This is a genomic window from Halomonas sp. SCS19 (assembly GCF_040147015.1).
Taxonomy (GTDB): domain Bacteria; phylum Pseudomonadota; class Gammaproteobacteria; order Pseudomonadales; family Halomonadaceae; genus Halomonas; species Halomonas litopenaei.
In genome coordinates this window covers 3,434,535-3,461,140 of sequence record NZ_JAMSHN010000001.1, presented here as the reverse complement: position 1 = coordinate 3,461,140, position 26,606 = coordinate 3,434,535, and the positions used below count along the sequence as shown (strand labels likewise).

Annotated in this window: 20 protein-coding genes; 7 read left to right on the top strand and 13 right to left on the bottom strand. The window is 64.2% G+C overall.

From position 1 onward, the window contains the following. Positions 1-73: 73 nt before the first annotated feature. Positions 74-1,333, top strand: a complete 1,260-nt coding sequence (locus NFH97_RS14980; RefSeq protein ID WP_124803013.1) for a threonine ammonia-lyase — start codon at positions 74-76, stop codon at positions 1,331-1,333. A gap of 54 nt (positions 1,334-1,387) precedes the next feature. On the opposite strand, the gene NFH97_RS14975 is transcribed toward NFH97_RS14980, so the two are convergent. From NFH97_RS14975 to NFH97_RS14950, 6 genes are all read right to left on the bottom strand, one after another. Then, entirely contained in the window at positions 1,388-3,709 is a 2,322-nt protein-coding gene (locus tag NFH97_RS14975; protein ID WP_349625069.1) for an ATP-binding protein, read from the bottom strand. Between the two features lie 6 nt (positions 3,710-3,715). Continuing rightward, complete coding sequence (locus tag NFH97_RS14970; RefSeq protein WP_108133826.1) at positions 3,716-4,210, bottom strand: putative pterin-binding protein; 495 nt, start codon at positions 4,208-4,210, stop codon at positions 3,716-3,718. Positions 4,211-4,313: 103 nt separating this feature from the next. Further along, positions 4,314-6,578, bottom strand: a complete 2,265-nt coding sequence (locus tag NFH97_RS14965) for an ATP-binding protein (protein WP_349625068.1) — start codon at positions 6,576-6,578, stop codon at positions 4,314-4,316. 24 nt (positions 6,579-6,602) lie between these two features. Next, a complete protein-coding gene (locus tag NFH97_RS14960; protein ID WP_108133828.1) occupies positions 6,603-7,079 on the bottom strand; it encodes a putative pterin-binding protein in 477 nt (158 codons plus the stop codon). Positions 7,080-7,759: 680 nt separating this feature from the next. Next, entirely contained in the window at positions 7,760-8,755 is a 996-nt protein-coding gene (gene folE2, locus NFH97_RS14955) for a GTP cyclohydrolase FolE2 (RefSeq protein WP_349625067.1), read from the bottom strand. A gap of 177 nt (positions 8,756-8,932) precedes the next feature. Further along, positions 8,933-9,874, bottom strand: coding sequence for a LysR family transcriptional regulator (locus tag NFH97_RS14950; RefSeq protein ID WP_045993783.1), 942 nt, complete (start codon positions 9,872-9,874; stop codon positions 8,933-8,935). A 321-nt stretch (positions 9,875-10,195) separates the two neighbouring features. Between NFH97_RS14950 and trpB the strand changes: the two genes are divergently transcribed. The 3 genes from trpB to sstT all read left to right on the top strand — a co-directional run bounded on the left by trpB (position 10,196) and on the right by sstT (position 13,946). Further along, the gene (gene trpB, locus NFH97_RS14945; protein ID WP_108133831.1) at positions 10,196-11,443 is read left to right on the top strand and encodes a tryptophan synthase subunit beta; all 1,248 of its coding nucleotides are present in this window, start codon (positions 10,196-10,198) and stop codon (positions 11,441-11,443) included. A gap of 25 nt (positions 11,444-11,468) precedes the next feature. Further along, complete coding sequence (gene trpA / locus NFH97_RS14940) at positions 11,469-12,296, top strand: tryptophan synthase subunit alpha (protein WP_045993785.1); 828 nt, start codon at positions 11,469-11,471, stop codon at positions 12,294-12,296. A 429-nt stretch (positions 12,297-12,725) separates the two neighbouring features. After that, a complete protein-coding gene (sstT, locus tag NFH97_RS14935) occupies positions 12,726-13,946 on the top strand; it encodes a serine/threonine transporter SstT (protein ID WP_222515833.1) in 1,221 nt (406 codons plus the stop codon). A gap of 126 nt (positions 13,947-14,072) precedes the next feature. Here sstT and pflA read toward each other — a convergent pair whose 3' ends face one another. Beyond that, positions 14,073-14,816, bottom strand: coding sequence for a pyruvate formate lyase 1-activating protein (gene pflA / locus NFH97_RS14930; protein WP_349625066.1), 744 nt, complete (start codon positions 14,814-14,816; stop codon positions 14,073-14,075). 88 nt (positions 14,817-14,904) lie between these two features. Further along, complete coding sequence (gene pflB, locus NFH97_RS14925; RefSeq protein WP_349625065.1) at positions 14,905-17,181, bottom strand: formate C-acetyltransferase; 2,277 nt, start codon at positions 17,179-17,181, stop codon at positions 14,905-14,907. A 370-nt stretch (positions 17,182-17,551) separates the two neighbouring features. On the opposite strand from pflB, the gene NFH97_RS14920 reads away from it, so the two are divergent. Both NFH97_RS14920 and NFH97_RS14915 read left to right on the top strand, forming a co-directional pair. Next, entirely contained in the window at positions 17,552-18,052 is a 501-nt protein-coding gene (locus NFH97_RS14920) for a hypothetical protein (RefSeq protein ID WP_045993789.1), read from the top strand. Then, positions 18,052-18,957, top strand: coding sequence for a tetratricopeptide repeat protein (locus NFH97_RS14915; RefSeq protein WP_349625064.1), 906 nt, complete (start codon positions 18,052-18,054; stop codon positions 18,955-18,957). The genes NFH97_RS14920 and NFH97_RS14915 overlap by 1 nt, the downstream gene beginning before the upstream one ends. Before the next feature lie 169 nt (positions 18,958-19,126). Here the strand turns inward: NFH97_RS14915 and htpG are convergent, their stop codons facing one another. The 3 genes from htpG to NFH97_RS14900 form a co-directional block, all read right to left on the bottom strand. Further along, on the bottom strand, positions 19,127-21,031 hold the full coding sequence (htpG, locus tag NFH97_RS14910) for a molecular chaperone HtpG (RefSeq protein WP_045993791.1): 1,905 nt from the start codon (positions 21,029-21,031) through the stop codon (positions 19,127-19,129). Between the two features lie 242 nt (positions 21,032-21,273). Then, positions 21,274-22,293 carry a PaaI family thioesterase gene (locus NFH97_RS14905; protein ID WP_240184312.1) on the bottom strand — a complete coding sequence of 340 codons (1,020 nt, stop codon included), beginning with the start codon at positions 22,291-22,293 and terminating at the stop codon, positions 21,274-21,276. Between the two features lie 196 nt (positions 22,294-22,489). Then, positions 22,490-22,846, bottom strand: coding sequence for a YkvA family protein (locus tag NFH97_RS14900; RefSeq protein ID WP_045993792.1), 357 nt, complete (start codon positions 22,844-22,846; stop codon positions 22,490-22,492). Between the two features lie 260 nt (positions 22,847-23,106). On the opposite strand from NFH97_RS14900, the gene NFH97_RS14895 reads away from it, so the two are divergent. Continuing rightward, a complete protein-coding gene (locus tag NFH97_RS14895; protein WP_045993793.1) occupies positions 23,107-25,050 on the top strand; it encodes a transglycosylase SLT domain-containing protein in 1,944 nt (647 codons plus the stop codon). Between the two features lie 158 nt (positions 25,051-25,208). Here NFH97_RS14895 and NFH97_RS14890 read toward each other — a convergent pair whose 3' ends face one another. Then, positions 25,209-25,862, bottom strand: a complete 654-nt coding sequence (locus tag NFH97_RS14890) for a LysE family translocator (RefSeq protein ID WP_045993794.1) — start codon at positions 25,860-25,862, stop codon at positions 25,209-25,211. Next, positions 25,862-26,287, bottom strand: a complete 426-nt coding sequence (locus NFH97_RS14885) for an NINE protein (protein ID WP_045993795.1) — start codon at positions 26,285-26,287, stop codon at positions 25,862-25,864. The genes NFH97_RS14890 and NFH97_RS14885 overlap by 1 nt, the downstream gene beginning before the upstream one ends. Positions 26,288-26,606 lie beyond the last annotated feature (319 nt).

Here is a 26,606-nt window from a genome sequence, read left to right as displayed (position 1 = left end):
CGGCGACCCCGCCGGCGACACCTTGTGCCGGACGACCTCCGGCCATCTGTCTGTTACCCGCTGGAGATCCCGGATGAGTGTGACCCTTGAAGACATTCGACGTGCCGCCGATGCGACCGTCGGCCATATCGCCCGTACTCCCTTTCTGCATTCCGCCACGCTGTCGCGGCTGGCCGGCTGCGAGTTGTACATCAAGTTCGAGAACCACCAGTTCACCGCCGCCTTCAAGGAACGCGGCGCCCTCAACCACCTGCTGTCCCTGTCCGAAGACGAGCGCCAGCGGGGGGTCATCGCCATGTCGGCCGGCAACCACGCTCAGGCGGTGGCCTACCACGCCTCAAGGCTCGGCATCCGGGCGGTCATCGTGATGCCGCGCCACACTCCCAATCTCAAGGTCAGCAATACCCGGGCCCTTGGCGCCGAAGTGCACCTGGTCGGTGATGGGGTGGACGAGGCCGGAGACTACGCGGCTCGCCTGGCCGAGGAGCACGGCTATGTGTTCGTCCACCCCTACGACGACGAGCGCGTGATTGCCGGCCAGGGCACCATCGCGCTGGAGATGCTCGAAGACGTGGCGGATCTGGATGCGCTGGTCATCCCCATCGGCGGCGGCGGCCTGATCGGCGGAAACGCCGTGGCCGCTAAGGGACTCAATCCCGACATCGAGATCATCGGGGTGCAGACCGCCCGCTTTCCCGCCATGCAGCAGGCGCTGGCGGGTGAAAAGATCCACTGCAGCCTCGCTACCATTGCCGAGGGGATCGCGGTCAAGCAGCCCGGCAAGATCACGCGAGAACTGGTGCGCGAGCACGTCAGTGACATCCTGCTGGTCGACGAGGCCACCATCGAGCGGGCGATCCTGATGTTCCTGGAGATCGAGAAGACGGTCGCGGAAGGCGCCGGTGCGGCGGGACTCGCTGCCGTATTGAGCCAGCCGGAGCGCTTCCGCGGTCGCAAGGTGGGGCTGGTCCTGTGCGGCGGCAATATCGACATGCAGGCGTTGTCGTCGGTGATCCAGCGCGGCCTGGTGCGCTCTGGTCGCATCGTGCGCGTTCGCGTGGGCATCTCCGACGTCCCCGGCTCGCTGTCAGAGTTGACCCAACTGCTCGCCGAGCAGCGTGCCAACGTCATCAGCATCACCCACCAGCGTACCTTCACCGACCTGTCGCTGCGCGCCACCGAGGTCGAAGCCACCCTGGAGACGCTGGGCAGCGAACATACCCGAGAGGTCATCGAGGCCCTGCGCCATGAGGGCTACGATCCGGTGATGCCGGCCAATGAGGTGCATCCGGACGAACGTTGGGCCAGCGGCGTGGCTCCCGGCGACGTCTAGGCCCCGCCAGCGGCGGGACGTCACCTCATCGAAGGGTCCCGCCCAGGGCCGCTTTCAGGTCTGCAACAGCCCCGCCGATCGCAGAGCCTGGCCGGTCGCCGGGCCCAGCCGGGCGAGTATCTCGAGCTGTGTCTCGAGTTCCGCCTGCTGGCCGTCGTTTGCCATGCGCTCCACTCGGGCGGCCTGCGCCTCCAGGGCCTGGCAGCCCAGCGAAGCAGAGACGCCCTTGACGTCATGAGCAATCTGACCGAGTGCCTGGTGGTCGCCGACCGACAGCGCCTCTCGCATCTGCTCGAGCCGCTCCGGGAAACGCTGCAGATAGTTGGCCACCATGCGACTCAGGCCCTGGGGCGACATCACCTGACGCAGCTCCTCTACCGTGTCTCCGGCAAGCAGCGTCTCGTCGATCCGGGGCCGATCCTCGAGCATCGGGGCAACGACGGCGGGTGCCGCTTCGACAGTGCCGCCTAAGGTCTCGCTATCCAGGCCGCGGTCCGGACCACTCGCCCTGCCATCGCAACCCCTGCCGGGATTGTCGCCACCTGATGGACTCGCGTCAGCGGAGCTCGGTGCCGCGTGCACCCGGCTGTAACGGCGCAGCGCAGCAGACAGCTCCTTGCGCGAGAACGGCTTGCCGATGACGTCGTCCATTCCCGCATCGAGACAGGCGCGATGATGCTCGGGCATGACGTTGGCGGTCACCGCGATCACCGGCAAACGCTGGACCCGCTGGCCCTGTTCGCGTAGAGCCTCTTCGTGCTGGCGCCAGCGACGCGTGGTCTCCAGCCCGTCCATCACCGGCATCTGCATGTCCATCAAGACCAGATCAAACCGTCGTTGGCCCAGGGCCTCCAACGCCTGCTCGCCATTGCCCACCAGTTCGCAGGTCTGTCCCAGTCTGGTCAGCATGGCGGCCACCAGCTCACGATTGAGGGCATTGTCCTCGACCACCAGCACGTGCTGGCTTTCCAGCGGCTCCTGCTGCCCGGTGCTGGCAGCACCCTCTTCCACCCCCGCCACCACCGGCAAGGGAAGATCGAACCAGAATCGGCTGCCGGACTCCGGCTGGCTTTCCACCTTGAGCTCTCCGCCCATGGCCGCGACCAGCTGCGAGCAGATCGCCAACCCCAGGCCGGCACCCTCATGACGGCGTGACAGGGCGGTATCGGTCTGGGCAAAGGGCTCGAAGATGCGCTGCTGGTCCTGCTGGGCGATACCGCAGCCGGTATCATAGACCATGAAGGTCAGCCGGCCGTCCCCATTGTCGGAGACCCTGAGCATCACAAAGCCACTTTCGGTGAACTTGAAGGCGTTGTTGAGCAGATTCATCAGCACCTGGCGCAGCCGATGCACGTCGCCATCGACCCAGGTGGGCAAGGCGGGAGCGGCACGCATCAGGAACTGCACCCCGCTGCGGCTCTGGGTCTGATAACCGGTCGCGAGTTGCTCCAGCATTCTCGACAGGTGGAAGGGTTGACGTTCGACCGCCAGGTGCCCTGCCTCGATACGGGTGTAGTCGAGCACGTCATTGATCACCGAACGCAGCCCAGCGGCGCTGTCACGCAGCCCTTCTATCTGGCGGCGTCCCTGATCACTCAAGGGTTCGTCGTGCAGCAGCTCGGCCATGCCCAGCACGCCGTTGAGTGGCGTACGGATTTCATGGCTCATGATGGCCATGAAGTCGGACTTCGCGCGATTGGCCACTTCCATGCGCTGATAGGCCTCGCGCAGGGTTTCGGACTGGGATTCGAGCAAATGGGTCTTGTGACGATGCTGACGCGCCTCCTTCACCAGCGCACGAATCAGCACGCCACCGGCGATCAGCGACAGCAGGATCGAGATCAGCACCGCGATGTACAATCGCCCGAGCACGCCCATGTCCGCGCTGCGCTCTTCCGCGGCGATTCGACCATGATGCAGCATCAATTGCCGACTCAGTTCCTGCGCTTCGCCGAGACGCTCTATCAGTTCGCGTCGCAGTGCAGCGTCATAGGCAACGTCTCCATCGGCCACCGCAATGAAGCGTCGATCCAGCCGTTGCATGCCACGATCCAGCTCGTCGATCAGCTCACGACCGGTCGCGTAGCGATCCAGGAAGTTGCTCGTCTGGCCCTCCAGCAGCACCATGAAGCGCCCGTACAGCAGTTCGAAATCCAAAAGGGTCTCGTCCAGCCGGCTATCGCCGCGCTCCCAGATGGCCAGCCGCAGATCGCGCAGCGAGCGATCGTACTGATACAGGGTCCAGGTGACGGTGTCGACGTCTCGGTGGTAGATCGCCTTGTTGCGGTCATAGATCAGCCCTCCTGTCACCATCACGGCGACAATGAAGACGACGGCGGCGATCGCAGGAATCCTGATGCGCAGACGATGGGCCATGAGAACTCAGTTGACGTCGATGCGGGCGACCTGCCAGACAGATCGACTGAAGTAGATATTGGTCTTGAGTTCCGGCTGGTCGTCGAAAGGATAGACCACGAACAAGGGGCCCTTGTCGCGGATTCTCATGCGCTCTCCATCGCGGCGCATGGCGAGGATCACACCATGTTCGTGGGCGTCGCTCACCGGCATCAGCGTCTCGTAGTCCTTGATGGCGGCCACCCTGAGTTCGTCGCCCTCGGCCTCCACCGCCGCCAGTACATCGCTGAGCAGCGGCCCCTCGAAGCGAGACTGACCATCGATCCAGGGATTGCCGGTCACCACGACATGCTGGGGCAGCGCCTCGAGCATGGCGCGGTCGAAGTGGGCTTCATCACTCACATTGGTCACGGAGATGCGCCCACCCACCTCGAGGATCACCCTGCCACCGGGGGCGTCCAGCGCAAGAGCCTGTCCGACCATTCCCCATAGCATCACCAACGCGATGGTTCGCCATCCCATTACGCCTCTCCCATTGAAAATCGGCATTCTCGACGAATTTTTGCCGTACCAGCGACATGCTACTGCCAGTTCAACGGCCAGGGAAGGCATTCACGCTCAGGATTCAGCGAAAGCTGTCGAGCACTCCGGTGGTTCGCCAGGCAAGACCGGTGCGGGTGCCGATGTCCTCCAGTTCCTTGATCAGCGGCACCAGCGGCTCGTGACGGCCCATCTCACCGTGCTCGATGATTGCCTCCACCACCGCGACCACTGCCGTGCACCCCAGGGTGGTTGACGCATGATGAAGCTCCCTGGCCTCACCGACCAGCATGTCGAAGTCCCTTTCTTCGTGGGCCGTGTAGAGCCTCGCGATGCGAGCAGGAAAGCGGGCCAGGTAGCCGCGTACCATGCGCTCCAGAGCATCCGCCGAGACCATCGAGCGCAACTCTTGAAGCGTCGTTCGTGACAGCAGGTCGGCACTGGCGACTCTTTCTTCCGTCGCCGTCTGGCTGGGCGCGGAGGCCCCTTCGTGGGCGGATGTACTCGGAGGCGTCCAGAAGTTTTCGTCGGGGTCGAGAGAGGGATAGACCCGAGAGGGAAAGCGACCAAGCACCTGGCCTAGATCCTGACGCGTGAAAGGCTTGCCGATCAGGTCATCCATCCCCGCCTCGCGGCTGGCCCGGCGATGTTCCGGCAGAACGTTGGCCGTCACCGCGATGATCGGCAGCCGAGCGTCGTCGTCGCCATCACCACGGTGGATCGCCGCTTCCCGCTCGCGCCAGCGCCGGGTCGTCTCCAGACCATCCATGACCGGCATCTGCAGATCCATCAGCACCAGATCGAAGTCACGCTGTGACAGCGCCTGCAGCGCTTGCTCGCCGTTGGACACGACTTCGCAGGACTGGCCCAGGCGGGCCAGCATACTGGCCACCAGCTCCCTGTTGAGAAGGTTGTCGTCCACCACCAGCACATGGTGCGGCGCCAGCGGCGCCGGGGCAGACGCCACCTCGACCTTCTCCTCTTTCTGATCGCTGGCCGGCAAGGGAAGTTCGAACCAGAATCTGGAACCGCTGCCCAACTGGCTGTCCACCTTGAGGTCGCCCCCCATGGCGCGCACCAGGCTACGTGCGATGGGCAGGCCAAGACCGGCACCGTCATGACGCCTGGCCATCACCGGATCGGATTGTTCGAAGGGCTCAAAGATGCGCTCGACATCCTGCTGAGATATCCCGCACCCGGTGTCGTAGACGACGAAGGCAATGCGCTGATCCTGGGCACAGGAAACCCTCAACATCACGAACCCCTGGCGGGTGAACTTGAAGGCGTTGTTCAACAGGTTCTGCAGTACCTGGCGCAGTCGATGCTGATCTCCTTCCACGCAAGCGGGCAGGTCCGGGGCCAGGCGCATCAGAAACTGCACATCGCCCAGGCGTTGCGAACGATAGCCCAGGGTGGTCTGGTCGAGCATATGGCGCAGCGCAAACAGTTCGCGCTCGACCTCGATCCGGCCGGTCTCCAGCCGCGTATAGTCGAGCACATCGTTGATCACCGAGCGCAGTCCCGTCGCGCTGGCCTCCAGGCCTTCGATATGACGCTTGCCCTGATCGCTCAGGGATTCGTCGCGCAGCAGATCGGTCATGCCCATGACGCCACTGAGCGGTGTGCGCATCTCATGACTCATGATCGCCATGAAATCGGACTTGGCGCGACTGGCGTTCTCGGCACGCTCCACCGCTTCCTTCAGTGCTCGCGACTGGGCCTGCAGCAACTCCGCCTTGAGGGTGTGGGCACGCCCCTCACGCATCAGCGCCAGCACCAGCACGGTACCGGTCACCATGATAAGCACGATGCAGGCCAGTACGACACCATACAGACGCAGCATCGACTGGGTATCTTGGGTGCGCAACTCGGCCACACTGGCCTTGTGTTGCAACAGCATGTCGCGACTGACGTTCTGCAACTGCCCCAGGGTCTGCTTGAGTGCATCCCTGTCGTCGTCGAGCAGGCGCCCCCCCTGCTCCAGAGGCTCGACTCGCCCCCCCAGATCGTCGATCAATTGCTCCGCGCGCCGATACAGTTCCTGGGAGGCACTGGTCTGACGCAGAAAGTCCCGAGTCTGCCCCTGACGCAACAAGTCGCTTCGTCCGTGCAGAATCTCGTAGTCGAGGACCAGGCTATCGATATCATCCGCGCTGACCTCGGCGGCCTGAATGCGCATTTCGCGCACCATGCGATCGAACTGGTAGAGGTTCCAGGTGACGGTATCGAGGATGCGATGCTGCAATTCCTGCTGCCGATCGAAGGTCAGGCCTCCCGCCACCAGTGCCGCCACAAAAAACAGCACCGTTGCGGTGGCCGCCACCCTCGAGCGATACGGCAGTTTCAGCATAATCTGACCTCGGCCACCGGCGGCTCAGTGGACATCGATGGACTCCACCTGCCAGACGGACCGCGTCAGGTAGACAGCGTTGTAGATTTCAGGGTGCTGATCAAAGGGATAAATCACAAACAGGGGCCCTTGATTGCGCACTTCCAGGCGCTCGCCATCGCGCCACATCGCCAGCACAAGGTTGAAGGTCGAGGCATCCTGCACCGGAACCGACGCCACAAAATCGTTCAATGCGGAAACACGCAGCTCGGTACCGCGCGCCTGGACCGCATCGAGTAGCCCCTCGAGCAGAGGCCCCTGATAGACAGAGGCACCGTCAAACCAGGGGAGATGGGTCGTGATCGTGCCCTGGGGTAGCGCCTCGAGCATGTCGCGGTCGAACCAGGCCTGATCACCGACATTGGTGACCCCGATGTCACCGGACACCTTCAACAAAGGCGTGCCCGAGGGCGGTTCGAGCGCCATCGACAGGGGCGACGCCAGTGTCAGCCCCAGGACCATGAGTCGCCAGCAATATCTCACATCTCCCCCTATGGCCTCCTGCTTGGGCGTGGAAGCAATCTTCGCTTATATGCTGAATCAGCTACCGATGATGTGAAAAGAGTAAAGCAAAAGACACAAACCGTCACGTTTAGAAACCTGAAGCGCCTCTCTACTACCCTTCCATGGTGAAAGACGACCCTCGGGAGACACCAGTCGACACGGACGCGTCTACCCACCAGGCAACAATGGCCTGCTGTTTTCGCAACGTCATGGATGTTTCATGGCCTTGTCATGACCACGCCCTGAACGGTGTGTTCCGTCCTATAAAACCACGTCTCAAACCCCTGTTTCGACCTGCCCTCCCACCAAGTGGTCTCCTACGCGTGCCGAAGCACATATCCTTACTGGCTTGCCAGCCGGCCATACCAGGATAAGACCGCTTCGGGCCCTTGCGCACGCTACCAGATCACAGCACGCATCCTCACTAGCCTGCCGGCCGGCTATACAAGGACAAGTGCACTTCAGGTACTTGCCCACGCTACCAGATCACAGCACGCATCCTCGCGAACTTGCCAGCCGGCCATACAAGGGCAAGTGCGCTTCAGGTACTTGCCCACGCTACCAGATCACAGCACGCATCCTCGCTAGCCTGCCGGCCGGCCATACAAGGGCAAGGCCGCTTCAGGTACTTGCCCACGCTACCAGCGCCAACTGCTGCGGGCCACGGCGTCGTGGGCGTGCAGGCTCTCGGCATGGATCACCTTCTGTTCGAAGCCATCGATCCCCGGGATGGTCATCAGGCAACCATGCACACGACGTGCGGCGTCCTCGCAGAACATCAGGTTCTGCCCGTTGGCCAATGCAAAGGCCTGTTCGTCGGGACGCTTGACCGCGGTCTGCAGCGCCGTGCCCAGGCTCTGCTCCACCCTGTCGATGACTTCGACCATGGGGACGTCCTCGACCTCGAGGCCCAGCCTGAGCGCCATGATCACCTGGCTGCGCTGGCTGTGAGGCGTCGCCACGATCCCCGACTCCTGCCCCAGCCAGCGGTGCACCTCATCACGGGCCGGATGAGGCTCTGCGGCAAAGTCACGGTTGAACTGTTGCTGGATCAATTGACGCGCCAGCGCCGCGGAACAGGGGCAAGTGGAGGAATAGCCCACCTCCAGACGCAGGACTACCGACCGCTGGCCACCTCGTTGCTCGACTTCAAGGTGAAAGGGATAGGCCTTCCAACCAGCCAGGTCACTGACCAACGCCGGACGCTTCAACAGCAAACGTCCCTCGAGAGACAGACTGGCAGACCGGGAGAGACCCTCGTGCCTGTCGAGAAAGCGCGCCAGGCAGGCGTCCAGTCGAGGCAACGTCAGCGCTTCTTCGGTCAGGTCGTCAAGCGCCAGGTACAACCTCGACATATGAATCCCGCGGGCCTCCGGGGCGTCAAGACTGACCCCTGCGTTCACCCTGGCTTCGATCCGCTGTCCCGCCAGCTCGACGGGCAGCGCGATGCCCTCCATGCCGACCCAGTCCAGGGCGACGCCCTGGCTCACCTGCTGCACGGCCACATCCGACAGCCTTTGTGGATCGTCGATGGGCTCCCTCCCCCGGGCGTCTGTGTCGCTGACCGTGTCGTTGACCGTATCGCTGACTGTGTCGTTGACGGCCTGGCTGGCCTCGATCTGTGCGTCATTCATCCTTTCACCGCCGGTTCAGTCTGATAAAAAACTACGTTATAACATAACATTAACAACGACTGCATTCGGACATCCTGCTCTACCATCAGCACGCAGCAGCGTGACCGAGCACCCGTTCACAGCGCGGCGAGCCGCGCCATTGCCGGCTCGCACCTCGTATCAGCCCAGCACCTCGTATCAGCCCAGCGCCGGCGCTTCGGCCAGCTCTGCCGCCAACCAGTCGGCCAGATCATTTGCCAGCGGATGGCGCGCCCCCCTAGGCCCGGCAGCCAGTTCCAGCACCAGGCAGGCGTCGGTGGCGACAAAGCCCCAAGGCGCCACCAGGCGCCCTGCGCGCACGTCCTCTTCCACCAGGTAGTCCGGCGCAATGCCGACCCCAAGCCCCACCAGGGTCGCCTCCAGCAGGTAGTTGAGGTGCTCGAAGCCCTGGCCCATCGTCAGCCGCTCCGGCGCGATCCCCTGGCGGCGACTCCAGTCGCCCCAGGCGGAGGGACGTGAACGGGTATGCAACAGCGCTTGGCCGAGCAGTACCCGCGGGTCGGGCGGGCTTGCTGTAGCCCCGCCGGACCGATGCAGCTCAAGCTCACGACTGAGCACAGGACCGATGCGCTCCTGCCCGAGGATACGGGTGACCTCGCCCGGCGGCTCCCCTTCCGGCAAGCGCTGAAAGCGCAGCACACCATCGACCCCGGATAGCGTTGCGACACCTTCCTCACCGGCGGTCAGATGCAACTCCAACTGCGGCAGAGCCTGCTTCAAGCGGGCCAGTCGAGGAATGAACCAGCGCGCCAGGAAGGAGCCTGGGCAGCTCAGCACGAAGGGCGACTGGACGCTGGTGCGAGCGACCTCGGCGCAGACCCGTGCCAGGGCGCCAAGATGGAATCCTGCGGCGTCGGCCAGCTCACGGCCGGCATCGGTCAGTCTCAACCCCCGCCCTTCCTTCTCGACCAGGGCAACCCCCAACTGGTCCTCGAGCAGCTTGATCTGACGACTGACCGCACCATGGGTCAGGTGCAGCGAGGCCGCCGCCCGCGACACGCTACCGTGGCGCCCCAGCGCCTCGAAGGCCCTGAGCGCCCTGAGCGAGGGCAACGGGACGTCCTGGTTGTGCGATGTCATGGCGAACGTCTCTCCCGGCTTGGCATGGGGTGTCTTGTATTGTCTGGGCTGGGCTGGGCTGGGCTGGGCCTGGTGTGCCCCGGCGCCCAGAGGTCAGCTGATGGTGCCACCGCGTGCTGTCAGGGCGGACTTCCGGGGCACGGCTTACGGCCGCATTCGGGACCACAGTGAAGGGCCGAGTGGTCTTGCAGCTCCTCAACTGGTGAGATTTTCTCACACATCCTGGCTGTTATTTCGATTTTTTCCGGCCGCATGCAGCGCTACGCTGCTGTCCATGCCATTCGGGGCGCAGATCGCGCCTGGTCAGCCTTGGAGCCCGTCATGAACCAGCAACGCCCAACTCCCAGCCTCCGTCACGGACCCGACCCTCGTGGTTTCTTCGGTGACTTCGGCGGTCGTTTCGTGGCCGAGACCCTGATGCCGCTGATTCTGGATCTCGAGCAGGAATACGACGCCGCACGCCAGGACCCGACCTTCGCTGACGAGCTGGCCTCGCTGTCGGCCGACTACGTCGGTCGCCAGAGCCCGCTGTACTTCGCCGAGCGCCTGACCGAGCATCTGGGCGGCGCGCGCATCTATCTCAAGCGCGAAGACCTGATGCACACCGGCGCCCACAAGATCAACAACGCCCTCGGCCAGATCCTGCTCGCCCGTCGCATGGGCAAGCGTCGCATCATCGCCGAGACCGGCGCGGGCATGCACGGTGTGGCCACCGCCACTGTCGCCGCACGTTTCGGCATGGACTGCGTCATCTACATGGGCAGCACCGATATCCATCGCCAGCAGCCCAACGTCCAGCGCATGCAACTGCTGGGCGCCAAGGTGATTCCGGTCACCGCCGGCGACGGAACCCTCAAGGACGCCATGAACGAGGCGCTGAGAGACTGGGTCACCAACGTCGACTCCACCTTCTATATCATCGGCACCGTGGCCGGCCCCCACCCCTACCCAGCGCTGGTGCGCGACTTCCAGTCGGTGATCGGGCGAGAGGTGCGCGACCAGATCACCGCCAAGGAAGGACGCCTGCCGGACTCGCTGGTCGCCTGTATCGGCGGCGGCTCCAACGCCATGGGCCTGTTTCACCCCTTCCTCGACGACCCTGAAGTGGCGCTGGTCGGCGTCGAGGCGGCCGGCGAAGGCCTCGACACCCCACGCCATGCGGCCAGCCTCAAGGGTGGACGTTCCGGCGTGCTACACGGCAACCGTACCTTTCTGCTGCAGGACGACGAGGGCCAGATCAGCGACGCCCACTCCATCTCCGCCGGCCTCGACTACCCCGGCATCGGACCCGAACACGCCTGGCTGCATGCCATCGAGCGCGCCGAGTACGTGGCGGCCACCGATCGTGAGGCGCTGGACGCCTTCACCCTGCTGTGTCGCAAGGAAGGCATCATCCCGGCGCTGGAGTCTTCCCACGCCCTGGCCGAGGTGATCAAGCGCGCCCCGCGACTGCCGGCGGATCATCTGATGGTGGTCAACCTGAGCGGCCGCGGCGACAAGGACATGGCCACCGCCACCGAATGTCTTGCCGATGAACTGGGCCTGGGAAAGCCCGACCAGCAGGACTGACACCCCGGATTCCAGGAGAGAGACCATGACCACGACCACTACTGCCGAGGGGCGCCTCGCACGTCGCTTCGCCGAGACTCGCCAGCAGGGACGCGCCGCCCTGGTGACCTACATCGCCGCCGGTGATCCCGACTATGACACCAGCCTCGCGACTCTCAAGGGCCTGGGCGAGGCCGGCGCCGATGTGATCGAACTCGGCATGCCGTTCACCGACCCCATGGCCGACGGCACCGCCATCCAGCATGCGACCCGCCGGGCGCTGGATGCCGGCCAGACCATGGACAAGACCCTCGAGATGGTCCGCCAACTGCGTCGGACCGATCAACAGACACCGGTCGTGCTGATGGGCTACTACAACCCCATCTACGCCCGTGGCGTGACACGCTTTCTCGATCAGGCCAAGGCTGCCGGCGTCGACGGTCTCATCGTGGTCGACCTGCCGCCGGAACATGACGACGAGCTGTGCCTGCCTGCCAATCAAGCCGGGCTCAACTTCATTCGTCTGGCGACCCCCACCACCGATGCCCGACGCCTGCCGGGGGTGCTCACCAATACCTCGGGCTTTCTCTACTACGTCTCGAGCAACGGGGTCACCGGCGGTGCTGCGCCAAGCGCCGAACGCGTGCAACAGGAGGTAGCCCGCATCCGCGAGCACAGCGATATTCCCATCGCCGTCGGTTTCGGTATTCGCACCGCCGCCCAGGCCAGAGAGATCGGCGCCTTCGCCGACGGCGTGGTGGTAGGTTCGGCGCTGATCGATGCCCAGGCCAGCGGCGACACTCCCGCCGAAGGTACCCAAGCCGTGCTCGAATTGACGCGCGAGCTGGCCCAGGCGCTGACCGGCGCCCGCTAAGCCCTGGCAAAGAACCCCGGTCAAGAACCCCGGTAAAGAACCCCTTATCGCGTGATCCCGGTACAAAGGCCCTGTCGGCGTCTGCTCGACAGAAAGACGCCTCGAGGAGACTCACGCCAGGCCTTGCGCCAAGCCACTCCCGGGAAGCCTCTCTTCCCCACGCAAGCCCCGCCGATCAGGCGGGGCTTGCTGCCACCGGGCCGAACATCTCCCCGACCCAGTCAATATTTTCAGCGGACACCTGGAATGCAGCCACACCATCTATGCAACTGCTGATCCATGCCAGATTCTTACTGCTGATATCATGCTTAAGTCGAACCGTTGGGTGTGGCCGACGGTGATAGAATCGCCCTCCTTCCGGCCACAAGCCGACGCCCATCCGTCCTGACGCGACGGTCGATGCACACTCCACGCTTCGAGACCAGAGCCATGTCCACCTCCTTGAGCGCCCCCTTCAAGGCGCTGAATCGTCTGGGGCTGATCCCTCAGATCGTGATCGGTATCCTCTGCGGTATCGCCGTCGCCACCCTGTCCCCCGAGCTCGCCACCTCGGTATCGCTGCTCGGCCAGGTGTTCATTTCGGCCTTGAAGGCCGTCGCCCCGGTGCTGGTCTTCGTGCTGGTGATGGCCGCCATCGCCGGCCATCAGCGCGGCCAGCCGACCCAGATCCACAGCGTACTGGTGCTGTATCTGATCGGCACCCTGGTGGCGGCGCTGGTGGCGGTGGTGGCCAGTTTCGCCCTCCCCACCGAACTGACCCTGAATACCGCTCAGGCCAGCGGCAATCCGCCAGGCGGCGTGGTAGAGATCCTGCGCAACCTGCTGTTGAGCGCCGTGGCCAACCCGGTCAGCGCATTGATGAACGCCAACTTCATTGCCATTCTGGTGTGGGCCGTCAGCCTCGGCCTGGTGCTGCGCAGCGCCAGTGCCGCTACCAAGGGCATGATCGAGGACCTGTCCCAGGCGGTATCGACCCTGGTGCGCTGGGTCATTCGTCTGGCGCCGCTGGGTATCTTCGGACTGGTCGCCGGCACCCTGGCCGAAGCCGGAATCGGTGCGCTGCTGGAGTACGCCCAACTGCTGTCGGTGATCGTCGGCTGCATGCTGTTCGTCGCCCTGGTGACCAATCCGCTGATCGTCTTCCTGGCCACTCGCCAGAACCCTTATCCGCTGGTCTTCAGCTGTCTGCGCGGTAGCGCCATCACCGCCTTCTTCACCCGCTCAAGCGCAGCCAACATCCCGGTCAACCTGGAGCTGTGCAAGCGTCTGAAGCTGGACGAGGACACCTACTCCATCTCGATTCCGCTCGGCGCCACCATCAACATGTCCGGTGCCGCCATCACCATCAGCGTCATGACCCTTGCCACCGCCCATACCCTGGGCATCAGCGTGGACTTCGTCACCGCCCTGCTGCTGTGCGTGGTCTCCGCCCTGGCCGCCTGCGGCGTCTCCGGCGTGGCCGGTGGCTCGCTGCTGCTGATTCCCATGGCCGCCAGCCTGTTCGGCATTTCCGCCGACGTGGCGATGCAGGTGGTCGCCATCGGCTTCGTCATCAGCGTGGTCCAGGACTCCACCGAGACCGCCCTGAACTCTTCCACCGATGTGCTGTTCACCGCCGCCGCCAGCCGCAGGGGCGAACTGAGCGACTGACGCCCAGAGGCGCTGCCACGCTTGCTCATCTCCTGAAACAACAGCTCTTCTGAAACGACAGCGAGCCCCTCTCACCAAAGGTTGAGAGGGGCTCGCTGTGTTGTTCGAGCGGGCGACGACACCACGTCAGCCAGCGATGACCTCCGGATGATACCGCGAGGCGATCGTCACCAGGCGCTGCATGATCTCGCCACTCGGTGGCGCCACTCCTGCCAGCGGATAGTGCTCTCCCAGCTCCTGCCACTTGTACTCGCCAAGTGCGTGATAGGGCAGCAGCTCGATACGCTCGACGTTGTCCATCGTCTCGACGAACTCCCCCAGCAGGTGCATGGATGCCTCGCTGTCGGTAAAGCCAGGCACGATCACCTGACGAATCCAGGTGGGCTTGCCGATCGCCGCCAGATGACGGGCAAAGGCCAGGGGACGGCGTCGGGGGATACCGGTGAGCTCGCGGTGCACGCCCTCGTCGAGATGCTTGAGATCCAGCAGCACCAGGTCGGTGGCGGCAAGCAACTCGTCGAGGACCTCATCGTAGTGGCAGACGTAGCCATTGGTGTCGAGGCAGGTGTGCATGCCCTCGGCCTTGGCCGCCTGAAACAGGTCACGCACAAACGCCGGTTGCAGCAGCGCCTCGCCGCCGGTGCAGGTGATGCCGCCCCCCGACGCCCGCATAAACGGCAGATAGGTCCTGGCTTCGGTGAGTATCTCGTCCACCGTCACCTCACGTCCGCCCTGGCGATCCCAGCTGTCGCGGTTGTGGCAGTACTGACAGCGCATCACGCAGCCCTGTAGAAACACCAGAAAGCGAATGCCTGGGCCATCCACGGCACCACAGCTCTCCAGGTGATGGAGACGGCCAGTGATCATCATCGAGACTCCTCACGAAAAGGGGCTCCGGGAGAGACCCGGAGCCCGGAAGGGGACCGCTGTCGCGGCCCCGGGCGAGACGACTGTCGGCTCAGAGCGTTTCGGTGAAGGTCCGGGAGATCACGTCGCGCTGCTGTTCCGCGGTCAAGGAGTTGAAGCGCACCGCGTAGCCGGACACGCGAATGGTCAACTGAGGATACTTGTCCGGATTGACCACGGCGTCCTCGAGCATCTCGCGGTTGAGCACGTTGACGTTCAAGTGCTGTCCGCCTTCCTGACGCTCGCTGTGGTGGAAGTAACCGTCGAGCAGGCCAGACAGGTTGCTGCGCTGGGCGCCCTCGTCCTTGCCCAGCGCCCTCGGCACGATGGAGAAGGTATACGAGATCCCGTCCTTGGCGTGGGCGTAGGGCAGCTTGCCCACCGACGTCAACGAGGCCACCGCACCCTTGGTGTCACGCCCGTGCATGGGGTTGGCACCCGGTGCGAAGGGCTCACCGGCGCGACGACCATCGGGCGTGGTGCCGGTCTTCTTGCCGTAGACCACGTTGGAGGTGATGGTCAGCACCGACTGGGTCGGCTCGGCGCCACGGTAGGTATTGAGCTTGCGGATCTTGTTCATGAAGGTCTCGACCAGCTCGCAGGCGATATCGTCGACGCGCGGATCGTTGTTGCCGAAGCAGGGGTAGTCACCCTCGATCTCGAAGTCCACCGCCACGCCGTCAGGATCACGCACCGGGCGCACCTTGGCGTACTTGATCGCCGACAGCGAGTCCGCCGCCACCGACAGCCCGGCGATGCCGCAGGCCATGGTGCGCTTGACGTCGAGGTCGTGCAGCGCCATCAGCGCCGCCTCGTAGCTGTACTTGTCGTGCATGTAGTGGATGGCATTGAGGGCGGTCACGTACTGGCGTGCCAGCCAGTCCATCAGGCCATCCATGCGCGCCCACACCTCGTCGAAGTCGAGCACCTCGGTGGCGATCGGCTCACTCCTGGGGCCGACCTGGATCTTCAGCTTCTCGTCGACGCCGCCGTTGATCGTGTAAAGCAGCGTCTTGGCCAGGTTGGCCCGGGCACCGAAGAACTGCATCTGCTTGCCGATCACCATGGGAGACACGCAGCAGGCGATGGCGTAGTCGTCGGAGGCGAAGTCCACGCGCATCAGGTCATCGTTCTCGTACTGGATCGATGAGGTGTCGATGGACACCTTGGCGCAGTAGCGCTTGAAGCCGTCGGGCAGCTGTTCGGACCACAGCACCGTGAGGTTGGGCTCCGGGCTCGGGCCCATGGTGTAGAGGCTGTTGAGGAAACGGAAGCTGGTACGGGTGACCAGGGTGCGTCCGTCCAGTGCCATCCCGCCCAGGCATTCGGTGGCCCAGATCGGGTCGCCGGAGAACAGCTCGTCATACTCAGGGGTGCGCAGGAAGCGCACCATGCGAAGCTTCATGATGAAGTGATCGACCAGCTCCTGGGCGCGGGCTTCGTCGATCACGCCCTGGCGCAGGTCACGCTCCAGGTAGATATCGAGGAAGCTGGAAGTACGTCCCAGTGACATGGCGGCGCCGTTTTGCGACTTCACTGCCGCCAGGTAGCCAAAGTAGGTCCACTGGATGGCCTCCTGGGCGGTGGCAGCCGGGACCGAGACGTCGAAGCCGTACTTGGCGGCCATTTCCTTGAGCTGGCCGAGTGCACGATACTGCTCGGCGACTTCCTCGCGCAGCTGGATCACCGCCTCCAGGTCCTCGCCCTGTTCGAAGCGCTGCTGCAGCGAGGCAAACTGCGCCTGCTTGTCACGCATCAGGAAGTCGACGCCGTAAAGGGCGACCCGGCGGTAATCACCGATGATGCGTCCACGCCCGTAGGCGTCCGGCAGTCCGGTCAGCACCCCTGACTTGCGGCACTTGAGGATGTCCGGGGTGTAGACATCGAACACCCCCTGATTGTGGGTCTTGCGAAATTCGGTGAAGACCTTCTTGACCTGAGGATCGAGTTCACGACCGTAGGCCTGGCATGAGCCCTCCACCATCTTGATGCCGCCGTTGGGCATGATCGCCCGCTTCAGCGGCGCGTCGGTCTGCAGTCCGACGATGGTCTCGAGACGCTGATCGATATAGCCGGCGTCATGAGCGGTGATGGTCGAGACCAGCGAGGTGTCGAAGTCCAGCGGTGCATGGGTGGCGTTTTCCTTCTTGACGCCTTCCATCACAGTGTCCCATAGCTCGCGAGTGCTGGCCGCCGGCTCGCTGACCAGGAAACGCTCGTCACCCTCGTAGGGGGTCACGTTGGCCAGCAAGAAGTCTCGTACGTCGACGTCCTTCTTCCACTCGCCCCCGGCAAACCCTTCCCACGCTTGCGCGAATTGCTCTTTCATCGACTTGCACCTCAACAGAGTAAATGACAACGCTAGTCCTGCATGCTGAGCGGCGGCCATCCCTCGGAGATGGCAGCCGACCCGCCTGTTCGGTGGCAGCAGCGGTCGCCGCATCGGAGGCGGCGGGTGTGCTGCACGCTTCTCGATCGGCGAAAAAACACCTGCCCTCGAGAGCACAATTCGACCTTAGCAGTAGTCTCGTCGCCCCTACTTGACCCGCATCATGGCGCCACGGGACGGCGATACAGCGCGAGCGAAGCGGCCAAGAAACCTGTACCAGGCCAATTTCGCGCGGCGAGGACGGCCGCCTGCGCTATGCTGACAAGGGCATACGTAGGCCTGAGCCCTGTCCCACCGCCGGGTGCCCGTGATGAACAGCTTTCCCACGCTACTGGAGTACGGTCTGCCAGGCTTCGCCGTGGTGCTGCTGATCCTCGGCTACCACCTGCTCAACAAGACCCACACCCTGTTGCTAAACGAGCGCTCTGGCGAGACCCGAGAGGGCACCGAGTTGCGCATTCGCTATTTGCAGGAGATCTCCAAGAACGCCAGGCTGTTCATGGCGCTGAGTCTGCTGTTCTTCGTCGGTGGGCTGGCCATGGCGATGATGAAACCCTCGAGCCAGGTCAATCTTTCCATCGCCCCGCCGGAAGGCGTGCTGCCGGTCATCCGTCTGCAGGAGCGGGACATGCCGCTGGATGGCCGGGGCACGGTCGTGCTGAAGGTCCAGGACGACAATGTGCTGCGCATCTTGAACAACGATCTGCACGGCCGGCTGATCGCCATCGAGCAGGAGCGCGACGCCTTGAAGAGCCAACTGGCCGACGTCATCGCTGCAGCGGAGCGAGATTCTCCGCAGGTAGGCTTCTAATGAAGAACAGGCAGGGCGCCTTGGCGTCGCGCGCGATGGCGACAGCCCTGGCCGGGCCAGCGAAGGGAAAACGACGGCGCCACCCCACGTCTACGAGAAACGCCCTGCTGATCGTGCTGCTGAGCGTCGGGGTGGCGTGGCCGGTGGCTGCCCAGCAGGCCCCGCTGTCCAGGGCCAAGGCGCTGTTGCAGCAGGGTGACAACCAGGCCGCCCTGCGCGAACTACGTCCTCTGCTCGAAAGTCCTGATCCGCTGGCCCGGATGGAAGGCTTGAACGCCCAGGGCTGGATTCTGTATCGGGAAGGCCGCCACGCCGACGCCTCAGCGCTGTTCGAGCAGGCGCTCAGGGCGAGTCAAGGTCATGGCGGCTTGCGTGAGGTGCGCCTGAAGACCCTCAACAACGCTGGCATCAACGCCTTTTCCGCCGGTGAGCTCGACAAGGCTCGAAGCTACTTCGAGGCCGCACTGGCCCTCGGCAGCGACGTGGCCCCGCGCTACCTGACCATCATCACCCGCCAGGCCCCCATGCAGTCGGCCCAGCAGCAGGTCAGCGCGGGACGTGAAAAACGCATCGAGCGCGACTTCGAGGGGGCGGTGGCCGACTACACCCGGGCGCTTGCGATCGACCCGAACAACAACGACGCGCTCTCCTACCGCGGCTACGCCTACTACCGCCTGGGCCAGTACGACAGGGCCCGGGCGGATATCGAGGCGGCCCTGGCGAGTTCTCCCCAGCGGCTGGACGCACTGATCAACCTGCTCAAGGTGAGCTGCGCCAGCGGCGATGACATCGATGCGGTGCTCAAGCGCCGAGGCCACGCCATCCAGCGCCAGCGCGAGGCCATGCTCGACGACAGGGAGCTTCAGCGCCAGTGCCCCGACCTCTTCGCCAGCCTGAAACACTGAACAACCGCCATCGGCGCGGCAAGGACGTCGCCTTGCAGTTGCCTGAACGCAGCGACGCCACCCGAAGGTGGCGTCGCTGTTGGCATGCAGACAGTGGCTGCCCGCCGGGCAGGCGCCCACAACAGAGTGCGTTGGGGCGCTTGAGCTCTTGAGTTAGGCAGCCAGCTTGTCAGGCACTCAGCAGGGCGTTGAGACGCTTGACGTAGGCGGCCGGATCGTCGAGATGACCACCCTCTGCGATGATCGCCTGATCGAGCAGGATCCGCGCCAGATCACCGAAGCCGTCACCGTCGGCCCCTTCCAGGCGAGCGACCAGGGCGTGGTCCGGGTTGAGCTCGAGGATCGGCTTGACCTCGGGCAGGCTCTGGCCCGCAGCCTCCATGATACGGCGCATCTGGAAGCCCATCTCGTGCTCGGGTAGCACCACGCAGGCAGGTGAATCGGTCAGGCGGTGGGTGATCTTGACCTCCTGGACCTCCTCGCCGAGCGCTTCCTTGACCCGCTTGACCAGATCCTCCTTGGACTTGGCGGTCTCCTCCTGGGCCTTCTTCTCGTCCTCGTCCTCGACGTCCCCCAGGTCCAGATCGCCCTTGGCAACATCGGCAAACTTCTTGCCATCGAACTCGGTGAGATGGCTCATCAGCCACTCATCGATGCGATCGTGGAGCAGCAGCACCTCGATGCCCTTCTTGCGGAAGATTTCCAGGTGGGGGCTGTTCTTGGTGGCGTTGAAGCCATCGGCGACGATGTAGTAGATCTTGTCCTGACCTTCCTTCATCCGCTCCACGTAGTCGGCCAGGGACTGATCCTGGGTGGCGCTGTCGGTGTGGGTGGAAGAGAAACGCAGCAGGCCGCTGATCTTGTCGCGGTTGGCGTAGTCCTCCGCCGGACCTTCCTTGAGCACCGAACCGAAGGTGTTCCAGAACGTCTGGTAGGCTTCCTTGTCCTTGGCCAGCTTCTTGAGCATGTCCAGGGCACGCTTGGTCAGCGCGGACTTGATCTTCTCTACCTTCGGGTCCTGTTGCAGCAGCTCACGGGATACGTTCAGCGACAGATCGCGGGTGTCCAGCACCCCCTTGATAAAGCGCAGGTACAGCGGCAGGAACTGCTCGGCGTCGTCCATGATGAACACGCGCTGGACGTACAGCTTGACCCCACGGGCACCGTCACGCTCGTACAGGTCGAAGGGTGCGCGGCCCGGCACGTACAGCAGGCTGGTGTACTCCAGGTTGCCCTCGACCTTGTTGTGGCTCCAGGTCAGGGGGTCGGAGAAGTCGTGGGCCACGTGCTTGTAGAAGGCCTTGTACTCGTCCTCGGAGACCTCGCTCTTGGGCCGCACCCACAGCGCGGTCGCCTCGTTGACGGTCTCCCAGGTGGTGACCTCGCTACCGTCGACCTCGTTGCCATCGTCGTCGGTGGCCTTTTCGGTACGCGGCATCTTCACCGGTACTTCGATATGGTCGGAGTACTTGCGCACCAGGCTCTGCAGGCGATAGTCGTCGGCAAACTCCCTGGCGTCCTCCTTGAGGTGGAGGATGATCTCGGTGCCGTGCTTCTCGCGCTCGATCTCGGCGACCACAAACTCGCCCTCGCCTTTCGAGCGCCACTCGACGCCGGCATCGGCGGCGTCACCGGCCTTGCGGGTACGCACGGTGATCTCGTCGGCGACGATAAAGCCTGAATAGAAGCCGACCCCGAACTGGCCGATCAGCCGGGCGTCCTTCTGCTGTTCGCCGGAAAGCTGCTTGAGAAACTCGGCGGTGCCACTTTTGGCGATGGTGCCCAGGTTGGCGATCACGTCCTCGCGGTTCATGCCGATACCGTTGTCACGAAGGGTGACGGTGCCGGCCTCGCTGTCGTGCTCGATCTCGACGCGCAGCTCGCTGTCGCCCTCGTAGAGCGCATCATTGTCCAGCGCCTGATAACGCAGCTTGTCGCAGGCGTCGGCGGCGTTGGAGATCAGCTCCCGAAGAAAGATCTCGCGGTTGGAGTACAGCGAGTGGATCATCAGGTTGAGAAGCTGCTTGACCTCGGTCTGAAAGCCCAGGGTTTCTTCGTGGGTAGCGGTGGTCATGGTAGATCGAACCCCTTTCGACATGGCGATTTCCGGGCCAGCGATGGGTCGCTGGCGGTCCAGAGTGCACGGCTCGCGCCGCACGTCATTCAAGATGACAATCGATATGGGGTCCGCGCTGCGCTTTTCAAGGCTGGCGCCACCAAGTCAAGGCTGGCACCTTCACATCAAGGCTGGCCAGACCTGGGCCGACGTCCCTGGCCGTGGTCACCCGGCTAACGGCTGCCCAGGCCGGCTCTCACCTACGCCGGCGCCCCCAGCACGTAGGTCAAGCGAGCCCGGGCAACCGGCGCGTCTTCGTCGTCCTGCCACGCCCATGCCTCGACATTGGCCATGCGCCGCCCTTCGCGCACCAGACGACAACGCGCGAAGGTTGGCTTCACCCCGGCCGAACTGAGGTAGTCCACGGTGACGTTGACCAGCCTCGGCAGGCGCGGCTCACGGGTCTGCGCCAGGGTATCCAGCGCTGCAGCAGTCTCCAGAAAGGCCGACACCACACCACCGTGCAGCGCCGGCAGCATCGGATTGCCAACGTTGTGGGGACGCGTCTCCAGTACAAAGCGCCTGCCGTGCTCATCGCGGTCCTCCCTCACCCCGATGAAGTCGGCGTAGGGCACCTCGCCAAGCCAGGCGTTGATCTCACCGCTGGCACGCCCACGTTCCAGCAAGCCGCTGACACTCTCGTGTGGAGCCGCCGCTATCGCACCACTGTCGGCATCGCCAACTGGGGCCTTCTCTTCGATAAGGGGATCGCCCTCGTCTTCCACAAGACCGGCGAACATGGCCTCGGCAAAACCTGCTGGCGTGTTGCGCGGCCCCAGCCGGGCAAAGTGCCCGCGGGCGCAGGCCACCACCTGTCCTTCGTGCTGCCAGGCCCGGGCCTCGGTGAACACCACCGAGTCGGTGATGGCCTCCACTTCGGCACGTACCCACAATGACGCCCCCTGACAGGCAGGGCGACGATGACTGATATGCAGATCCAGGGTGGGACAGACCTCAGGACTTGGCAGTGCCGGCAGGACCGAGGCACCGCAGGCGGTGTCCAGCAGTACGCTGAGCACCCCGCTGTGCACCAGGCTTCTCGAGCGATCACCGCACAACTCGGCGCCCCCGGGCAGATATAGGGTGACGCCGCTGGCATCCACCGCAACGACGCGCATGCCGAGCGCCTGGGTATGTGGAATGACATCGACAAAGCGCTGAAGCGCCTGCCGCCAGAGCGACACGGAGGGTGGCTGCAGGGTGCGGTGCGAGGAGGACATGAGCGGGCTCGAATTCAAACGTTTGACTGACAATCTAGACCCAGCCCGCCGACGCCACAATAGGTCCTTGGTCCGCATTTTTACCTTTTACCCGCCAAATGCTCGCCAAGCGTCAGAAACAGACGACGTACCCTGAAGCAAACGCAAAAAGCTCGAATCCGCACACTTCGAGCCAGAAAATCAAGAACAAGGCACCTTAGATGTCGTGGATATCCCGCTCCTCCCGCGGAGCATCGTCCTCGCCAATACCACGCCAGGCGCGATAGTCGGCCAGACTATTGTCCACCTTGGTCAGCAACCAGCCGACGATGACCACATCATCGAGAAGACCGAACAGCAGCAGCACATCGGGAATCAGATCCAGCGGTGACACCAGATAGGCAAAGGCCACCGCCATCCAGCCGAAAGCCGCCCAGGGCACCGGGCGGTAGCGACCGCTGAGCACGTCCTGCAGCATCGGGATAAACAGCTTGAGCGCCCGCATTATATGCTTGAACGCTCGGGTGCGTTGGGTAAAGCGACCAATAACGGGGATTCGATCAAACAGGGCCATGGATAGTCTCCTCGACTCAATTCAGCACCAACGATTGCCGATGGTATTTATCGGGTGTCAACGGCTATCTTCATGGCGTCGACGTCGTCTTATCGCAACATGGGGGCGAAGCTGACCGGGGTCAAGTCTCGTAACCTGGCCGGGCAACTGTTCAAGGCCCGCCGGTTCGGTCACCATGTGGCTTCGATCCGACATCGATTCGCCGTCTACGGCACAAAAAGGCAGCAATGTCTTCTTCTTCACAGACCAGGAGGGTCTCCATGCCATTCGCCTTGTTTCGTCGCCTCGTGCCGCTGGTGGCAGCCACGGCACTGTGCATGCCATTGACGGCTACCGCCCAGGGCAGTGACGGCGCCATGCGCAGCGCCCTGGAAGCCGCCCGTAGCGGCAACTTCCACAACATCAACGACGCCGCCATTCGTGGCCACGAACTGGCCGGCTATGTGGCGTACTATCGTCTGCGCGACCGCCTGCCCAACGCCAGCCCTCAGGAAGTTCTCAGCTACATCTCGGCCAATGCCGATGCACCGCTGGGTGACTGGATGCGTGAGCAGGCCATCCTGCGCTACGGCAAGGCCGGGCGCTACGGCGACCTGCTGGCCGTCGCCGGCGGCGTTCCCGAGACCACCGCCGAGCAGTGCTACTACTACACCGCGCAACTGGGTCAGAGCCCCGCCGTCGCCGCTCAGGGCGGCCGCGAACTATGGCTGGTGGGTCGCTCCCAGCCGGATGCCTGCGACTCGCTATTCTCCACCCTGCGCGCCCGCGGCGAGATCGGTGGCACGGAAATCTTCGAGCGCATGATGCTGGCCTGGGAAAACGGCGAAGACGGACTGGTCAGTTATCTTGGCCGTCAATTGGGACCCGCCTGGAGCTCCGCTGCAGCAGCACAGCAAAGCGTGGCCGCCAATCCGTCGCGGCTGGCAAGCGTAGCGCGCTGCGTCGGCCCCAACTGCGCCGGCACCGCCTCCTTTGTGCGGGCCGCCATCATCGCCACTGCAGAGTCATCCCCGGCGGCGGCGCTGTCCGCCTGGCAGCAGGTCTCCGGCAATGTGAGCCTGCCGGCCCAGTCTCGCCAGGCGCTGGAGCGCGAGATCATCTATTACGCCCTGCGCCGCGACCAGCGCAGCCTGCTCGGCTGGATCGACGGCGCCCTGGCCGGCCAGCAGGATCCGGAGGTGTTCGAACTGCGTGCACGCCTGGCCATCCGCGATCGCGACTGGGCCGCCGTCGAGCGGACCGTTGGCATCATGCCCGCCGAGACCCAGGCCAAGGCGCGCTGGCAATACTGGCTGGGCCGCGCGCTGGCCCTGCGCGGGCAGCAGGCAGACGCGCAGGCCGCCTACGCCCGGGCAGCGGGTCAACGCGACTTCTTCGGCTTCGTCGCCGCCGACCGCCTTGGCCAGCCCTACGATCTCAACATGGAAGACACGCGTTTCAGCGAGGCCGAGCGCGCCCAGGTCGCCGGCTGGCCGACGGTGCGTCGCACCGAGGCGCTGCTGCGCGTCGGACAGGAAGGGCTTGCCAACCTCGAGTGGAATCATGCGGTACGCAGCGCAGGCCCCACCGATGCCCGGCGCCTGGCGGACTACGCCGCAGGACGCGGTTGGCACGTACGCCTGGTGCAGACGACCATCGTCGGCAAGATGCTCGACGCCCTGCCCTGGCGCTTTCCCGAAGCCTACCGGGAGGACTTCCGCCGCTGGGGCCAGGCCAACAACGTCGACCCCTACCTGCTGATGGGGATCGCCCGTCGCGAGAGCGCCTACAACCCCGAGGCGCTATCACCCGCCGGGGCCAGGGGCCTGATGCAGTTGATGCCGGGTACCGCCGCCCTGGTGGGACGCCAGGTGGGCATCGGTGATCCTGGACCCTACGGCGTACTCGACCCGGCCACCAACATTCGTCTGGGCAGCACCTATATCCGTGACATGATCGCGCGCTACGGCGGCAACCGTATCGCCGCGGCGGCGGCCTACAACGCCGGCCCCCACCGGGTCGACACCTGGCTTGCCCGCGCGCCGGGCGAATTCGACCTGTTCGTCGAGGAGATCCCCTTCAAGGAAACCCGCCGCTACGTCCGCGCGGTGCTCGAGTACCGGGTAGTGTTCGAGAGCCTGGCCCAGGGCTCGACCCAGGGCGTGCAGGTGCTGACAGCGGCCGAGAAGAGCTCGCGCTACGACGGTTCCATGGTACGTCGATGATGTGGCGGAGCCCCGGCACGTCGATGAGGTGAGATCGCCTCGCAAAGCAAGAACCCCCGGCCTGTGGTCGGGGGTTCTTGCTGTCGAGGTCCGGTTTTTTGCGGTAGCTTCGCTGGCCTGTGTCTCGGGCTATTGACCTCCGCGCCAATCGCATCGGCTCAGGACGGCGCCCGCGTCAACGCCAACTTGACCCCGAACGCCACCAGCACACCGCCGGTCAAGCCGTTGAGCACGCGCGAGAACGCCGGCCGAGCGAGCCAGTGGCTGGCGCTGCCCACCAATACCGCGACCAGGATCTGCCACAGGTTGGCAATCACGAAGTGGATACCGGCAAGCCACAGGGACTTCAGCAAGGCCGGATCCGTGGGGGCGATGAACTGGGGCAGAAAGGCCATGTAGAACACCACCGTCTTGGGATTGAGCACGTTGGACAGCAACCCCTCGCGCAGCGGCCGCCACGGCGATACGCGCTGGCGGCGGGCGCCACTCGCCGCCGACACCGCGAGCCCCTTGCCGGCCCAGGCCTGACGCAGGCTGGCGACTCCCAGCCAGGCCAGGTAGCCGGCCCCGATCATCTTCAACGCCGAAAACGCCCAGGCCGACTGCAGCAGGATCAGCGATACCCCCAGGGCGGAGATGGTGGCGTGGACGAACAGCCCCGAACAGATCGCCAGGCTGGTCAGCACACCGTCGCGCAGACCGCCCCGAGCGGTGTTGCGAATCACCAGCAAGGTGTCGACCCCGGGAGTGACGCTCAACAGCGTGATCGCCACCACGAAGCCCAGCAACTGGGCATCGATCCAGCCTTCCATCAGCGCACGGACTCGAGGCTATCGGAGTGTTTCAGCGAAATCTGGTCGTTGAGCGTCCAGAAGTCGTAGAGGATGCCGATCAAGAACAGACCACCGGTGAGCAGATAGATGATGCCGGTCACCCATTTGCCCATGTAGAAACGGTGCAGGCCGAATACCCCGAGGAAGGTCAGCAGCACCCAGGCCAGGGTGTAGTTGGTGGGACCACCGCGGAACCGCAGGTCGGCCTCGCGATCCATGCTCGGGATCAAGAACAGGTCGATGATCCAGCCGATGAAGAACAGTCCGAGGGTCAGAAACCAGATGGTGCCGGTCACCGGCTTGCCGTAATAGAACCGGTGGGCGCCGAGGAAACCGAACAGCCACAACAGGTAGCCCACCACCTTGGAGTGGGTATCGTCGCTATGGATCACGGGGGCAGTCATGTGAATTCCTTGTGTCATCTTTTCCGTTAAGAGGCAGCAACGGGCGTCCGGCTGGACGCTGCTGGCCTTTCGATCTACAGTAACTTGGCGAGTCGAGGTAAGCCATTCTCGCCTGCCAGGGGTGGTCGACACCAGAGGTGTCGTTTCCCGGGTAATCGGAATCGCCAACTCGACCGCAGCGTAGGACAGCAAGTAGAAACGTCAGCAGTGGTAGTTCGATCGCTCTATTGTCGAAACACGCAATGCGCCCTTCTTTCTTGTCATGCCCACGCAACAGGGTTCAGACCACACGACGGGAGAAAAGCTCCCCGGGTGGTTG